Origin of the sequence: Winogradskyella pelagia (assembly GCF_017581965.1) — a bacterium.
Taxonomy (GTDB): domain Bacteria; phylum Bacteroidota; class Bacteroidia; order Flavobacteriales; family Flavobacteriaceae; genus Winogradskyella; species Winogradskyella pelagia.
Map to the genome: position 1 here is coordinate 1 of NZ_JAGEVF010000003.1, position 16168 is coordinate 16168.

The 16168-nt window shown below is 36.5% G+C and carries 12 protein-coding genes; 9 read left to right on the forward strand and 3 right to left on the reverse strand.

All coding sequences use genetic code 11. The features are described from left to right. Window positions 1-358: hypothetical protein (locus J4050_RS04445; RefSeq protein WP_208152762.1), on the forward strand; the 358-nt coding region annotated here is incomplete at its 5' end. A 284-nt stretch (window positions 359-642) separates the two neighbouring features. Here J4050_RS04445 and J4050_RS04450 read toward each other — a convergent pair. Beyond that, window positions 643-2058 (reverse strand): OmpP1/FadL family transporter, encoded by a 1416-nt coding sequence (locus J4050_RS04450; RefSeq protein ID WP_208152763.1) that lies wholly within the window; start codon window positions 2056-2058, stop codon window positions 643-645. Window positions 2059-2392: 334 nt separating this feature from the next. On the opposite strand from J4050_RS04450, the gene sqr reads away from it, so the two are divergent. The 7 genes from sqr to J4050_RS04485 all read left to right on the forward strand — a co-directional run bounded on the left by sqr (window position 2393) and on the right by J4050_RS04485 (window position 12751). Next, window positions 2393-3637, forward strand: a complete 1245-nt coding sequence (gene sqr / locus J4050_RS04455) for a type III sulfide quinone reductase, selenoprotein subtype (RefSeq protein WP_208152764.1) — start codon at window positions 2393-2395, stop codon at window positions 3635-3637. 31 nt (window positions 3638-3668) lie between these two features. Then, the gene (locus J4050_RS04460) at window positions 3669-3977 is read left to right on the forward strand and encodes a TusE/DsrC/DsvC family sulfur relay protein (RefSeq protein ID WP_208152765.1); all 309 of its coding nucleotides are present in this window, start codon (window positions 3669-3671) and stop codon (window positions 3975-3977) included. A gap of 36 nt (window positions 3978-4013) precedes the next feature. Next, entirely contained in the window at window positions 4014-4487 is a 474-nt protein-coding gene (locus J4050_RS04465) for a DsrE/DsrF/DrsH-like family protein (RefSeq protein WP_208152766.1), read from the forward strand. Window positions 4488-4680: 193 nt separating this feature from the next. After that, a complete protein-coding gene (locus tag J4050_RS04470) occupies window positions 4681-5670 on the forward strand; it encodes a 2-hydroxyacid dehydrogenase (RefSeq protein WP_208152767.1) in 990 nt (329 codons plus the stop codon). Window positions 5671-5789: 119 nt separating this feature from the next. Next, complete coding sequence (locus J4050_RS04475) at window positions 5790-6146, forward strand: DUF2237 family protein (RefSeq protein WP_208152768.1); 357 nt, start codon at window positions 5790-5792, stop codon at window positions 6144-6146. Further along, the gene (locus J4050_RS04480; RefSeq protein ID WP_208152769.1) at window positions 6136-6549 is read left to right on the forward strand and encodes a DUF2452 domain-containing protein; all 414 of its coding nucleotides are present in this window, start codon (window positions 6136-6138) and stop codon (window positions 6547-6549) included. Before J4050_RS04475 ends, J4050_RS04480 begins: the two co-directional genes overlap by 11 nt. 247 nt (window positions 6550-6796) lie before the next feature. After that, a complete protein-coding gene (locus tag J4050_RS04485) occupies window positions 6797-12751 on the forward strand; it encodes a DUF8693 domain-containing protein (RefSeq protein ID WP_208152770.1) in 5955 nt (1984 codons plus the stop codon). An 85-nt stretch (window positions 12752-12836) separates the two neighbouring features. Here the strand turns inward: J4050_RS04485 and hisS are convergent, their stop codons facing one another. Beyond that, on the reverse strand, window positions 12837-14219 hold the full coding sequence (gene hisS, locus J4050_RS04490; protein ID WP_208152771.1) for a histidine--tRNA ligase: 1383 nt from the start codon (window positions 14217-14219) through the stop codon (window positions 12837-12839). A gap of 225 nt (window positions 14220-14444) precedes the next feature. On the opposite strand from hisS, the gene J4050_RS04495 reads away from it, so the two are divergent. After that, complete coding sequence (locus J4050_RS04495) at window positions 14445-15686, forward strand: ABC transporter permease (protein WP_208152772.1); 1242 nt, start codon at window positions 14445-14447, stop codon at window positions 15684-15686. A gap of 6 nt (window positions 15687-15692) precedes the next feature. On the opposite strand, the gene J4050_RS04500 is transcribed toward J4050_RS04495, so the two are convergent. Beyond that, window positions 15693-16166, reverse strand: a complete 474-nt coding sequence (locus J4050_RS04500; RefSeq protein WP_208152773.1) for a DUF6495 family protein — start codon at window positions 16164-16166, stop codon at window positions 15693-15695. Window positions 16167-16168: the final 2 nt, after the last annotated feature.

Genomic DNA, 16168 nt, shown 5'->3' on the forward strand with positions numbered 1-16168 from the left:
TAATTCTATTCCTCTTGGAACTTTTATAACTTGGGCTGGAATGATTGCACTTCCATTATCTGTATATTGGGGAATAAAAGAGTTACGAAAGCCATTGGAGAAACTGAACATAATTCTCTCTGGATTCATTAAAATCATTATTATTTTTGGAATTCTTTGGGTACCAATATCATATCTACTTGCCGGCAATCTCTCATTCTCATTTTCGGAAAAAGAATCATTTCAAGGTGGACAGGATGCAATGAAATGGTTTTGGCGCTTAAGTTATGGAATTGGAATTGGTACAATTTTAACGCTTATCACATATTGGATTTCGCTAATATTTAAAAAGGATAAAACTGTTGCCAACAATGTATAACCACAATTTACTCACGAATGTCTATTTTTAAGGTGTTCGTCAGTTACAGAGCTCTGGTCGGCGGATTCGACTACGTCCGAATCCACGCGGAATTGCTAAGGTCTGTGTCAAACCAAAAAATAGTAATCTAAGCCCCTTAACTAACGTTTATACGAGACCGTTGTAGGTAATTAAAGAAATGTACTTTCCTGAAATAGGTTGACAAAAAATTTTTATATTTTTCAAAATAAAAGCCAAGCACAACCCGTACTTGGCTTTTATAATCTAAAAACATAGCTTAAGTGTTATTTATCATTAGTTTTTCTATTAAAAACATAATTAACACCAAACATTAGCATTGAAGTATCCATCTCATAAGAAACGGATGTCCCAGATATGGCCCCTATTGGATTGCTAGGCGAAATAAGTAGAGGATCTAAAATTTCTCCTTGAGTTGCATCTCCACTTGTACCGTAATGATAAACAGCATCAATTCTCCAATTATGATTCACCTCATAACTCAATCCAAATTGGTAAGCGTGCTTGATTATTGCTGTAGCTGGTGTAGAGAAAAATGCTAATTCTTCATCAATTGGATTAGAACTATAAGTATAGCCTATACGCAAAGGAAACTTGTTAATGCCTTTAAATTGAAGGCCTGTGGAGAGAATTGACATATTTTTCCATCCAAAACCTTCAACAGCACCTGTAGGAAATCCGTTGCTACCAATTGCCCAACCACTAGCTTCAAATCCTTCTGTATCTTCGTAGAAAACACGTCTAAAGTCTAATGCAAAATCAAAATTTTCCCAAGAATACCCTAAACCAATAGAAGCTATGGCCGGGTAATCCATTTGAAATTCTACATCGGGTGCATCAGTTCCGTCCAAATATTTGTTATCAAATTCAAAAGCACTAAAAGATTGTACCGTCTTATAAGAAGCACCAAGCTTTAGTCCTGTCCCTGAGTCATAGAATAATCCTATTTGTGCACCAAACCCTATAGCAGAGGTGCTTTCAGCTTTGGGATATCCCTTTCCTGTTCCTCCCATTGATGGTGGAAAATCTGGTGAGGCCAATGGATTTGGTTCTAAAGCTAGCGCAGCATAGTTCAAATTAGGCTGTACACCAATAGATAATTTATCATTAATTTCATAGGCCCAAGTCCCGCCAACTTGCAATAACATGTAATTGGACTCTATTCTTCCAAAACCTCTTAGACCTTGAGGCCAATTTATAGGATTTGAATCATTCGGATTCCAGTTTGGATTAAAATTACCATTCATATCCATTGGTAAATTTGTTTCTTCCGGAAACGTAACACCGAATCCGCTTATACCAAATGCAGAGACGCCAAACGTATGTTTACTTTCTTCTTTTCCCCAGACCATCGCTAACGCTGGCAAGAAAGATACGCCTCTATCATCCTCAGTTGTTCCAAAAACCGCTGGAGCACCTGGTAATGCACCTGCTGGCAAACTTCCGCTTAACTCAGGTGAGGAATAAAATAGACCTAAATCAAATTTTATAATTTTATCATTAAATGCAGATATTGATGCTGGGTTCCAATGCATGGCGCCAGAAATATCTAAAGGCTGCGCCGTAGAAGCGCCACCCATTGACATATTAATTGATCCTACTCCCTGCATTATATGCCCAGTTTGCGCATAAATACCCAGAGAGCACATTAAAAAAAATAGTTGAAGATAGTTAGTTCTCATAATTAGATAGTTTTTAACTCTGCGAAAAACTGGCTCGTAATACTTAATTCTCCGCATTGGTTGAGTTTAGATTATGTCCTAGCCAAACACAAATTTACGTCAACATCTATACCTCAATTATGACAAATATCATAGATAGAAATCCCTGTCTATAATTTATTTTCAATACTTATCTACCCCAGTAAACACAAGCATTTCCAAAGTATTTAATTGTGTAACATTTGTTACATAAGCATATGACAAAAGTCATGAGACATCTTAGGGCTTCCGACTACCTTTACACAAGAAAATTAATATACTCATATAGTTATAGTATATCTTAAAATAGAACGTCATGAAAAATTTAGTGATTTTAGGAGCAGGTACATCAGGTACGATGATGGCCAGCCACTTGGTCAAGAAATTACCAAAGAAAGAATGGAATATCACAATTATTGATCAATATAAGACACATTATTATCAGCCAGGGTTTTTATTTCTTCCCTTTGATATATATACAGAAGAACAAGTAAAAAAAACAGGTTCGAAATTTATTCCTAAAGGAGTTAAGTATGTGCAAGAAAAAATAGAGCTCATAGAGCCCGAATTTAATAAGGTGGTACTTCAAGATGATAAGACTCTTAACTACGATATTTTAATCATAGCTACTGGGTCTAAGATAGCTCCAGACGAGATTGAAGGCATGGAAGGGCCTGAGTGGCAAAAGAGCATCTTTGACTTTTACTCTTATGAAGGGGCAAAAGCTCTCAGAGACAAATTACGGGAATGGAAAGGTGGCAAATTAGTAGTTCATATTACCGAAATGCCTATTAAATGTCCTGTAGCACCTCTTGAATTTGCATTCTTAGCAGACTCCTATTTTAAGAAAAAAGGGATGAGGGATAAAGTAGATATAACCTACGTTACACCTCTAGATGGGGCATTTACTAAACCTAAAGCAACCAAAGCACTTCATCATTTGCTAGAAGAAAAAGGCATTAAGGAAGTAACTAGCTTTAATATTGAACGTGTGGATTATGAAAACAATAAGATTATTGATTATGCAGATACTGAAGTAGCCTACGATTTACTGGTCACTGTACCAACAAATATGGGAGATGAACTTATTGAACGCTCAGGCATGGGTGATGATCTTAATTTTGTCCCCACACATAAACACACACTGCAGTCTAAAAATCACGATAATGTTTTTGTTATTGGTGATGCAACAAACATTCCAACCTCAAAAGCTGGTTCCGTAGCTCATTTTGAAGCAGAAATTCTTGAAGAAAATATCCTAAGGTATATTGAGGGAAAAACATTGAAAGAAGATTTTGATGGCCATGCTAATTGTTTTGTTGAAACCGGAAATGGTAAAGCTTTATTAATTGATTTTAATTACACGCAAGAGCCAGTTGAAGGTACATTTCCGTTTCCAGGAGTGGGACCTTTAAAATTACTGAAGGAAAATAAAATGAATCATCTAGGTAAATTAGCATTTCGATGGATTTATTGGAACATGTTATTGAAGGGTATCCCTATTCCATTTGTATCTTCTAAAATGTCTACAAAAGGTAAACGCATTGAACAAACAGCTTAACTAATACATAAAATCTAAAACTATAAGAATTATGAAAAAACTAATTGCAAATAGAGAAATTGATGTTAATGAAGAAGGTTATTTAATAGATTTTTCGCAATGGAATCGAGAAATTGGCGAGGGTATTGCTAGCAACTGTGATATTGAAATGACTGATAAACATTGGGAAGTTATAGAATATCTACAAGATAAACATCTTAAAGAGGAAGCGCTTTCCATTAGAGGCATTAAAAAAAGTGGCGTTATCAACATTAAAGAATTTTATGCGCTATTCCCTAAGGGACCGTTAAAAACATCTACATTAATTGCAGGAATTCCGAAGCCAAAAAGCTGTATCTAAAATATTTATATTACTAATATATTTAAACAAAATATCATGAGTACAAAAGTTAAAAAAATGCTTTTTATACTGTCTAAAGGTACCATAGAAAATGCGTATGCCGCTTTTGTTATGGCTAATGGAGCGCGTATGGAAGGTATAGAGTCTGAAATATTTTTCACTTTTTTTGGCTTAGAAGCCATACAAAAGAAAAAATTAGAACATTTGCATGTCGCCACGGTAGGAAATCCAGCAATGAATATTCCAACTATGCTAGGTGGCTTACCAGGTGTAGAAGCGTTAGCGACTAAAATGATGAAAAAAGAAATGGAGAAACTAGATATGCCTCCTGTAGGTGAGTTCTTAGAAATCCTTTCGGATTCGGGCTGTAAGCTATGGGGATGCAAATTGGCCATAGATATGTTTCATCTAAAAGAAGAAGATTTAATTGATGAACTCGATGGTATTTTAACCATAGGTGATTTCTATAATCGTGCTGATCAAGAAGGCACCCATCTTCTTTTTATCTAATTACTTTTATTTATTAATGTGATTTGTTGCTGATGTTACGTGACGTTTAACTTATCGGCAACAAATCACAATTCGTATTGCTATTTCTCATTGATAATCTTTAAACTACATTTAAGCGCGTTTGAAGATTGACCAATATCATTCCACAAGCTAAAAGAGGTACTTAAATTTGTAGAAATCAAATCTATAGGTTATGAAAGTACTTATATTTAGCGCAAGGGACTTTGAAATACCTTATCTTAAAAAAGCTAACAACAAGCATCACAAACTTACTTTCACAAAGGAATCCTTATCTTCCAAAACAGCAATGCAGGCTATTGGCTACGATGCTATTTGTATTTTCTCGGCTGATGAAGCATGCTTTCTTACTTTAGAAAAGCTTAAAGAATTTGGAGTTAAGCACATAACGCTGAGATCTGTTGGTTATGACAATGTAAACCTTAGAGCTGCAGAACGTTTGCAAATTAAAATAGCCAATATTCCAGCTTATTCCCCTCATGCTATTGCCGAACATGCTGTAAGTCTTTTAATGAATCTCAACCGTAAAATTTCAGAATCAAATCGTCGCTTCAAACGGTTTAATTTTAAACTAGAAGGATTAATTGGCAGAGATTTAAACCAAAAAACTATTGGTATTATAGGCACAGGGAGAATAGGTTCTGTAATGGCAAAAATCTTATATGGCTTTGGTTGTAAACTCTTAGGTTATGATATCAAAAAAAATGAAACACTAGAGAATTCATATAATCTAGAGTATTGTAGTCTAGACCAACTGTGTGAACAATCAGAGGTCATCTCCATACATGTGCCGTTAAATGAGGATACGCATTACCTCATAGATGAAGAACTACTCCATAAGATGAAGGATGACGTTATAATTATTAATACAGCCAGAGGTGCAGTAGTAAACACCGATCATTTAATAGAGGCTCTTAAAGAAAAGAGAATTGGCGCTTATAGCTCTGATGTTTACGAAAACGAAAGAGGTATCTTTTTTCAAGACCTCTCGCAAAATATTCCTGATGATACAAGGCTCATACAGTTAAATGCCTTTCCTAATGTTTTGATGACTGGGCATCATGCCTATTTAACAGATGAAGCCTTAACTAATATTGCAGAAGCAACGATTACCAATCTGAATGAATGGGCCAATGGACAAAAATGTAAGAATGAAATTACTTAAGTCAAAGACATAACCCTCAGCATTTTTAAAAAGGAATCGTTTTAATTAAAGGTCTTCACGTTTTTTAACAAAAAAAAAGCGTTTTAACCCTTAGCTTTGCATTTCTCATTTGAATGGTTATGGAGAAAAATATTTTAGGCACTGCATTACAACCCTGTTGTATGAGTCCTGTTACAGGTTATTTTAGGGACGGACTATGCAGAACAATGGCCCAAGATACCGGTACTCATGTGGTGTGCGCTATAATGACCGATGCATTTCTAAATTTTACATTACTTAAAGGTAACGACCTCTCAACGCCAAGACCACATTGGCAGTTCCCAGGATTAAAAGCTGGTGATAAATGGTGTCTATGCATAAGTAGATGGTTAGAAGCAGAAGCCAATAATTGTGCCCCAAAAATTATTTTAGAATCCACCCACAAGAAAGCCTTAGAATTTACAACTCTAGAATTATTATCAAAATATGGAGCATAACAACAAACAAAATAAAAAACCAGACCAAGTTGTTTTTAATGAGGAGACACAAAAATATGATGCTTCCCTGAAACCTTACGCAACAAGTGTAGGTGCACCTGTTATTTCCTCTACTGATAATTTAGCTTGGAAAAATAGAAATATTCATAAAGTAAATAAGCACATTAAGGCCAAATACAATGAATTAAAAGAGGCTTACGATACTATGATGGAGCAGTTTGAATATAACAATCTTATTTACCAAGCTAATTTTAATTTTGAGCCTGTTGTTGGTAGCACGTATCATCTATATTCTAGGGCAAATCAATCTACATTTCTGTCTATAATAGCACCAAATGAGTGTAACTTTCATTTTATCGGAAGTTTTTATTTAGATGCTGACGGTATTTGGCATAAAAAATAAAATCTTTAAAAAAATCGCTTTTGTATCTTACCTAAAGCTTTCATTTACAACAATCCACATCTTTAATTTTAAAAAATCACATTAAAAAGACCACTACCTAGATTTACGACGAAGTTTTATAATTCTTAAATAATTGATTTTCAATAATTTAATTTTTAATAGTGCATTTCATCGATTATTTTTGCATTTTGTAGATTACCTTGTTACATTTGAGCCATATTTAGTCCCAAACTAAATTTAACCGCTTATGAAAACTATTACCCAAATCTCAATGGTATGGATGGTCTTTTTTGCCGCCATCTTATTATCTGAACAACTGCATTCGCAGACTACGATAGCTTTTTATAATTTCGAGTCTGGCCTCCAGGGCTGGACAGATGGAGGAAGCGATGCAGGCCTTATTGGAAGTGGATGGGCCTGCACAGGAACTGCTATCTATTCTAAAGATAATGACACGAGTCAAAACTACATGACATCTCCAACATTAGATTTAACCCCATACACTGAGGTTGAATTTTCGGTATGCCATAAATCGACAAATGTGGACAGTGGTGAAGGTTTTGATTTGGAATTTTTTGATGGAACCTCATGGATTACTGTGAGATCATTTACTAAGCCTGGTGACTTCAATAATAACGGGTCTGGCTCATCCAATTCCTTCACAGTATCTTTAGACACCGGAAGTTATGCATTTGCAGCAAACTCACGTTTTAGATTAACTGGAACAGCGAGTGATAATAACGAATGGAATATGTTTGACAATATTCTCATTGCAACACCTGGATACTGTCTGGCAGCTTCTGCAAATGATAGTTTCGAATGGATAGGTAACGTAACTCTGGGGAGTATAAATAATACCTCTGGTGCTGGCTCAACGTTCACTGGGTATTCTGATTTCACAGCTCAGTCCACAGACTTAACCCAAGGAACAAGTGAGCCTATTTCCATTACTCCAACCTGGCAGTCGACCCAGTATAACGAAGCTTACGCCGTTTACATTGATTATAATCAAGATTTAGATTTTGATGACCCAGGAGAATTAGTCTTTACAGCAGGACCAGACCAAGTAACACCTCAAACTGGCAATATATCAGTACCATTAACTGCTACCTTAGGCCCTACAAGAATGCGCGTTATTATGGATGATGTTAATCCTGTAGCAGGCCCTTGCGTTAATCCAAATTTTGGAGAAGTTGAAGATTATACGGTGAATATTACTGCTGGTTCTCCTCTAGCTGAAATTAATATTACAGGTAATGGTAATAACATTGTCAATGGAGATGTTACACCAAGTTTAACCGATGGTACTGATTTTGGAAGTGTTGCTATTACCGGTGGCACAAATGCCAATAGTTTTGTTATTGAAAATTTGGGAGGCGTTAATGATTTAAATTTAACAGATCCTTGGCCTTATGTAAGCATAAGCGGTACACATGCTGCTGATTTTAGCCTTACTGCTCCTGGTAATGTCATCACTGCAGGTACCTCAACTACTTTTGTTATTACCTTTGACCCAAGTGCCATTGGACTTAGAACAGCTACAGTATCAATAGCAAATGATGATACTGACGAAAACCCATATACGTTTAATATTCAAGGAACTGGATTTGTCCCACCACCATGCGGATCTTACAGCACTTACACAGCAGATTTTGAAATTGGTAACGACGGATGGGTGTTGAGTGGTTCAGATGCTACAAGACTTAATGACGGTACAAGAGCGTATGAAAATAATCATAGCATAAGACTGAGAAATACTGGAGCTATGACCCTAACAGGCCTTGACTTTACAGGATATGAAAAAGTTGACTTTGAGTTCTTTTTCTACTCTGAAGGGATGGAGTTAAATGAGAGCTTTCTCGTCGAGTATAGAGAAAATTCAAGCGCCTCCTGGCAAACGGTAGAGACATATAATTCTAATGGAAATGCCTATAGTTCTAACGATGGTGACTTTATTAACAATAATTTTCATGCAAGGACCGCAATTTTAACAAATACCGAATTCACAATTCCGGCTGCAGCTACTGCAGAAATTAGAATTACCAATCAAGGTACGGACACAACGGACATCATTTATATTGACAAAGTCTCTATTTTTGGTACGACTTACTGTGTTCCGACCCTATCCCCTGGAGGCATTAATTCAGGACTTACACTTTGGTTAAAGGCTGACGAAATAACTGGATCCACAGTTCAAGCAGACAATAGTGATGTTGATGCGTGGATAGATAATGGTCAAGGGCATAACGCTAGGGTAAGTGATCCTGCTAGCGCAGTTATTGGTAAACCCGTTTTTAAAAATAATGCAACAGACAATGTAAATTTTAACCCTGTTATTGCTTTTGGGAACAATCCGCTTACTGCCCCAAAGAGCTTTACCTATCTAGAAAGTGGAAGAGAAGTCTTACATGGCACTGGAGGGTTTAACACTCAAGAGCTTTATATTGTAGTTGTTCCAGATATCACTGTAAATAGTTCTCTATTCCCACCAATGGATTTGTTGTGTAGTCAGAACGAAATTACCAATGTTTGGGATGAAGATGTTACGGGTTATGGTTTTGGTGATTACTCAGCGCGTTATGATAATGAAATGGTGGCTTTTGCCAATGGAACCAACCCTACACCAACACCTGTAGACGTAAATCTAAGAGGTTACGGGATTGCTGAAACTGGAGCTACGGTTTATGACTCTAATAGTGTCTTAGTTTTAAGTGCTAGAAATACAGTTGCAGGGACATCCCAAGAACTCTTTATGAATGGTAATAACATTGGTATAACAGAAGTAGGTGTTCCACAATTTACTAATTCAACTAACCGAAGATTCTGGTTAGGCCGTAGCCAAGCCTTCGGCGGTAGTTTTAACGGACGAATCGCAGAAGTTATTAGCTATAATACACGTGTAGACGATGTTGCAGAAAGACCTAAAATTGAGAGCTACCTAGCTGTAAAGTATGGAATTACCCAAGGAGTTAACGGCGTTTCACAAGATTATGTGGATAGTGATGGTACAGTAATATGGGATCAATCTAATAATGTAGGATATAACTATGATATTGCTGGAATAGGAAGAGACGATGCTTCGACATTGGAGCAAAAACAGTCAAGTAGTATCAACTATGAAACCGATGTTGATGGTAGAACTAGAGGCATCCTTACTATGGGGCTTACCGATATCTACGATACCAATTACGACAATAAGACTTCAAACGCTACGACTTTCAATGATAAAGAATTTTTAATGTGGGGTAATGATGGTGCTGACTTAAACTTGGCAGCTTCTACTGTGACGGTAAATATGAGTGCAGGTGTCTCTCCACCGTTAACAACAGATGTAACCTTTACAGCAATGCAACGCACTTGGAAAGTTGTAGAATCTGGAGGTGACATTCCTGAAGTAAAAGTTAGAATTCCTCAAGATGCGATTAGAAATATTAGTCCCCCAGGAAGCTATTACATGTTCATTTCAGATACTGGTGTATTTGATCCAACAGCCGATTATAGAGTAATGACCGCAGATGGCAACGGTAATCTAGAAACAGTTTATGATTTTGATAACACAAAATACATCACTTTTGGTTATGCTCCTCAAGTGATTGTAGAACGCTCGGTTTATTTCGATGGTGCTGTTGACTATGTGGATATGGAAGACGCCTTAGATGTTGACCCAACAGGCTTTACCCTTTCTGCTTGGATAAAACGCGACGCTGCCGACAGTGGCACTAAGTCCATTTTATCTAAGCGCGATGCAGCATTTACCGAAGGTTATGATCTACAAATTCAAAATGATAATTCAATCCGTGTAATTTGGAAAAATGGTTCTGACCAAGAGCTTATCTCTAACACACGTATTCCAAACGACCAGTGGCATCATGTGGCTGTTGTCTATAACGGTACGATAGCTTATATCTATATCGATGGTGTCCTTGATAATGATGATGCGAAAACAGCTCCAATAGCTACTGATGAATCCTTCTATATTGCAGCAGCTGGTAAAAACACACCTTTGCAACACTTTAGAGGAAATATTGACGAAGTTAGAGTATGGGATACAGCTTTATCTGAAGACCAGTTACGATTTGTAATGAACCAAGAAATTGCTGATAACGCAGGGCAAGTAATGGGTAATGAATTACCTACCTCAATAAGCAGAAATGATATTAATGCAATACCATGGAATGATTTGGCCGGTTATTATCCTATGTCCGTTTACACCTATACTAATACAGACGATGCATCCGGTAACGGTAATCAAGGTGCACTAAGAAATCTTGATACTGTTGACCGACAAACTGCACCACTACCCTATGAGTCCACACAAAATGGAGATTGGGACACTAACGGAACCTGGGCCAATGGCAACGTACAATATATTCCTGGTTCACCATCAATTGTTGACCCTAGTATTACTGTAGATTGGAATATTGTGAGAACTTCTCATAATGTAACAATGGACAACTCGTCATTGCCTGCAGCCAAACTTGATAATAGAAAAGTACTTGGCCTCTATGTAGCTGCCAATGAATTAACCTTAACAGGCAACAACGTAGCTCATACAGGAAATGGTTTAACTGTTTCACATTACCTTAGATTAACTGGTAAAATTGATTTAGAAGGCGAGTCGCAACTCATACAGGAGATAAATAGTGATTTAGTAGTAGATACCAATGGTGTTCTTGAAAAGGACCAACAAGGTACTGCAGATACTTATACCTATAACTATTGGTCGGCTCCAGTTGGCGAAACAGATATGGGAACTAATAATTACAGATTTACCGTGCAGGATGTAATGTTCGATGGTACTAACCCTATCAACTTCTCATCATCTGGATATGATGGTGCAGCTTCAAGCCCTGTTACGATAGCGGATTATTGGATTTGGAAATTTGCCAACCTAACTAGTGGAAATTACTCCGCATGGCAACATGTTAGGAGAACCGGCAATATCCTAGCTGGTGAAGGGTTTACAATGAAGGGTCCTGGAACAGGTTCAATTCTTACAGACCAAAATTATGTATTCCTCGGAAAACCAAACAATGGCGACGTTAACCTAACGATTAACGCTGGCAATGATTATCTCGTTGGTAACCCATATGCCTCGGCTATAGATGCTAACCAGTTTATATTAGATAATGGTCCTGAATTGAATTATGATGGTGGCCCAGATACTACACCTTTACTTAGCGGAACGTTATATTTCTGGGAACATTGGGGAGGCGGATCTCATTTACTTGCAGAATACCAAGGAGGATATGCAACCTATAATTTTTCTGGAGCAGTTGCAGCAGCCTCATATGGAACAAACGATCCAGATGTAGGTACTGGAGGTACACCGACTAAATTACCAGGAAGATATATCCCAGTGGGACAAGGGTTCTTTGTGTCTGGAGAAACAACAGGTACTATAAATTTTAACAATGGTCAACGTATCTTCGTTAGAGAAGGATCAGCTAGCTCTGTTTTTGTTAGAAATTCAAGCCAAAGTACTGCTGAAAACATTGAAAACCCATATGGTGAGGATGACAGAATGAAGTTTAGAATAGGGTTCAACTCCGTAAACACCATTCATAGACAGCTTCTCCTAACTATTGATGAAAAGGCAACTCCAGGTGTTGATTGGGCCTTCGATGCCGCACTCAACGAAACTCAAATGGATGATATGTTTTGGTTGATTGATGGTAATGAATTTGTGATTCAAGGTAGTGATGAACCGAACAGAGATACTGTTTTTCCTCTTGGAGTCAGAATAGATACTGATGGGGACAATACTATAAGAATTGATGAATTAGAGAATGTACCAAGCGATATTGATATTTTCTTACACGATAAGGCTTTAGACCTCTATCATAACTTAAGAACTAGCGATTATACTATTTTCTTAAATGCTGGCGAATATCTTGAGCGTTTTGAAATAACATTTAGAAACGAAAATATATCTCTAGGTCTTGAAGATGAAATACTTAAACAATTAGACATTCTTTACTCAAATGATATTGAAAAATTAGTACTAATCAATCCTAACAATATAGAAATAGCACAAATTGAGTTATTCAATATTTTAGGTCAATCAATCCTTACCATAGATAATATTTCAGAAGGCGGTTACTCTGAATATGACGTTAAGAATTTAAGTACTGGAACTTACATTGTTAAACTTTATACTTTAAGCGGTTCAGTATCAACAAAAAAAGTTTTAGTAAAATAATTTTTTGCCCCAAATCTTAAATCTTAACCACGAGAAAGCCCTGACTTATGTCAGGGCTTTTTCATTATATAAAATCATTCTGAATCTAAGACAGCGCTTCAATAAGCGCGCTAAGTGACATATTAATCTGTTCTCCTGACACCATATTTTTAAGTGCAAATGACTCATTTTTTAGTTCCTCCTCACCTACTAACACCACATAAGGTATATTGCGCTTGTTAGCATAATTCATTTGCTTTTTCATCTGTTTACCAGATGTGACAGCATCAGGATACAATTCTGCTTTAACACCACAATCTCTTAACTTAGAAACGGCTTGTAAGGATACCAAAGCTTCTTGCTCACCAAAACTGATGAATATAACTTTAGTGGTTTCTTTGATCGCTTCCGGAAATAAATTCAATTCCTCTAAAACCAAATAAATTCTATCCAAACCAAAACTAATACCTACTCCACTAACATCATTTAATCCAAAGATTCCCGTGAGGTCATCATAACGACCACCACCACCTATAGATCCCATTTTAACGCCTTCTGGAGCAGATACCTCAAAAATAGCACCTGTATAATAGTTTAATCCACGTGCCAGAGTCACATCTAATTGCAATCTTGCTGTTTTAATTCCTATTGATGAAATGGTCTCATTTATAAATTCGAGTTCCTCAATTCCCTTTAAACCTATTTCAGAAGTGGTTAGAATAGACTTTAATTTATCTATCTGCTCAGAAAAATTACCGGTAAGATTAAACAAGGGTTCTAACTTAGAAATTCCGTCCTCTTGGATACCTTTCCTTCGCATTTCGGCTTTAACCTTCTCCTCTCCTATTTTGTCTAATTTATCTAGTGCAACCGTAAAATCAATAAGCTTGTCTTTAGCACCTATGAGCTCAGCGATACCCGAAAGAATTTTTCTGTTATTAATTTTTATAGCAACCCCTTCTAATTTTAGCTCCGAAAAAACAGCATCATAAAGTTGTATCAGTTCGACCTCCTGAAGCAATGACGTAGATCCTACAACATCAGCATCACATTGGTAAAACTCTCTAAAACGCCCCTTTTGAGGCCTATCCGCTCTCCAAACCGGTTGAATTTGATAACGTTTAAAAGGAAATGCAATTTCATTTTGGTGCTGTACAACGTACCGAGCAAAGGGCACCGTTAAATCATAGCGCAACGCTTTTTCTGAAATTTTCGGCGTAAAAACAGATTCCGATTTTGATTCGAAATCATCATTAGATAATTTTTTTAAATATTCTCCTGAATTTAAAATCTTAAAAATCAAACGATCCCCTTCATCACCATACTTGCCCATCAAAGTATCAGAGTTTTCAAAACTAGGTGTTTCAATGGGCTCAAAACCAAAAAGCTTGAACTGTTCCTTTATAGTATCTATAATATAAGAACGCTTAGCAACCTCGCCTGCGTTAAAATCTCTTGTTCCTTTGGGTATTGTTGGTTTTTGTGCCATGTTTATTTTCTGCTATGGCAGAAATCTATTTAAATGAAACGTTTATTGCAAAAACATCGCAAATCCTCACGATGTAACTAACATAATGAGAGTTTACTCATCTTGTAAGTCACAAAAATATTATAAATTTTAAAGGTCAACAGAAGTTATTTGGTTTTTATAGTAACTTTAGCAACGTTATGTAGTCTTATACATTGATTGAGCAAGAAAATCTTAATTGCACCCATGTTTTCATTAGTAAGAGAGAATATTAAAATAGCTGTAGATTCTATTAAAAGTCAACTACTTAGAACAATACTCACTGTTTTAATCATAGCTATAGGAATTATGGCACTTGTTGGAATTTTAAGTGGAATTTCTGCTTTAGAAAATACAATCTCTAGTGATTTCTCGTCAATGGGAGCCAATACCTTTAATCTACAGCGCTATGACTTTAACGTACAGCGCCAAAGTGGTAGAGAACGTAAAAAGATTAATCCTGTTATCGATTATGTCGATGTCAAAGATTTCTTGGATAAATACACCTATCCTTTTACAACCGTTTCCGTGTCATTCTATGGTACCTCCGCTGCCGAGGTTAAATACGAGAATGAGAAGACAGATCCTGAGGTTGCCGTCATAGGAGCCAATGAATACTTTCTTGAGAATTCGGGTCTGGAAATTGAACTAGGCCGTGGCCTCAATGTATTTGACGTACAAAATAACAATGCAGTTTGTGTCATTGGGAGCGACTTAAGAAAGGCTTTATTTCCTGATGACTATCCTATAAATAAAACAATTAGCGTTAGAGGTTCCAAGTTAAAAGTTATTGGCCTATTAAAAGAAAAGGGGTCTACTTTTGGAAATAACCAAGATTTGAGAGTTATTATGCCAATACAAAAGGCAAGATCAATTTTTACCAATCCAAATATCAATTACAATTTAAGCGTAAAAGTTGGCAAAAAAGACCTCTTAGAGGGCGCTCAAGAAGATGCCATACAAACCTTCAGAAATATTAGAAAACTTACACCCACTGAAGAAAACAACTTTGGTTTGGTAAGAAGTGATGATCTTATTAATAGAATAGCTTCTATATCTAGCTACCTTTATATTGCGGCATGGATTATTAGCATTATTACCATATTTGGTTCAACAATAGCGTTAATGAATATTATGCTAGTTTCTGTGACTGAACGCACACGAGAAATTGGAGTACGCAAAGCACTTGGTGCTAAGCGTAAAACAATAGCCTTTCAGTTTTTTATGGAAACTGTTATCATAGGACAACTTGGAGGAATTTTAGGCATCATTTTAGGCATCCTTATAGGTTGGGGAATTTCTAAGGCATTTGAACTAGATTTCTCAACACCATGGCTTGCTATGATATGGGCAACGAGTATCGCCTTTGTAGTAGCTTTAGTCTCTGGAGTTTATCCCGCAACAAAAGCCGCTAAATTAGACCCAATAGAATCGTTACGGTACGAATAGCAGTACCTATCTCTTAATTAAATTTTCAAAATACTGAAATAAATCTCCCTTGGTGATATTAGCACCTTGCTGAATCAGTTTAAAAATATCTAGGTGCTTATCTTCTGTAAAATCCTTTTTTGAATTGTAGAATTGAACATCATCAGAGAGTAAGTTATCCCTGAGCCATTGAAATCCTTCCTTCGTAGTTAGGTCTGCTGTGTTTGCCTCTATTTTTATAGCAATTAACCTCATATACTTAGGTTGACACTGAAATAAATGTATTTGATTAGGCGAGATATGCTCTAGATATTCCACTTTGTTTAACACCCCATACCAGACCAAATCACTAAAAACGTCTAGCTCTTGCTCTGCTGTTTCTGGTTTGTTTCTTTTTAAATCTTCCCACTCTTGCGCAGTGATTGACTGTGTCGCCAAAAAATTGATAAACTCTTGATGCAATTCTTCAAATTGTTCTTTGGTTAATCGTGCAAATTTCATTC

Coding starts and splice junctions, on each gene's coding strand:
- J4050_RS04500 (WP_208152773.1), bottom strand. CDS start 16,166: ATGAAATTTGCACGATTAACCAAAGAACAATTTGAAGAATTGCATCAA.
- J4050_RS04485 (WP_208152770.1), top strand. CDS start 6,797: ATGAAAACTATTACCCAAATCTCAATGGTATGGATGGTCTTTTTTGCC.
- hisS (WP_208152771.1), bottom strand. CDS start 14,219: ATGGCACAAAAACCAACAATACCCAAAGGAACAAGAGATTTTAACGCA.
- sqr (WP_208152764.1), top strand. CDS start 2,393: ATGAAAAATTTAGTGATTTTAGGAGCAGGTACATCAGGTACGATGATG.
- J4050_RS04460 (WP_208152765.1), top strand. CDS start 3,669: ATGAAAAAACTAATTGCAAATAGAGAAATTGATGTTAATGAAGAAGGT.
- J4050_RS04480 (WP_208152769.1), top strand. CDS start 6,136: ATGGAGCATAACAACAAACAAAATAAAAAACCAGACCAAGTTGTTTTT.
- J4050_RS04495 (WP_208152772.1), top strand. CDS start 14,445: ATGTTTTCATTAGTAAGAGAGAATATTAAAATAGCTGTAGATTCTATT.
- J4050_RS04465 (WP_208152766.1), top strand. CDS start 4,014: ATGAGTACAAAAGTTAAAAAAATGCTTTTTATACTGTCTAAAGGTACC.
- J4050_RS04470 (WP_208152767.1), top strand. CDS start 4,681: ATGAAAGTACTTATATTTAGCGCAAGGGACTTTGAAATACCTTATCTT.
- J4050_RS04450 (WP_208152763.1), bottom strand. CDS start 2,058: ATGAGAACTAACTATCTTCAACTATTTTTTTTAATGTGCTCTCTGGGT.
- J4050_RS04475 (WP_208152768.1), top strand. CDS start 5,790: ATGGAGAAAAATATTTTAGGCACTGCATTACAACCCTGTTGTATGAGT.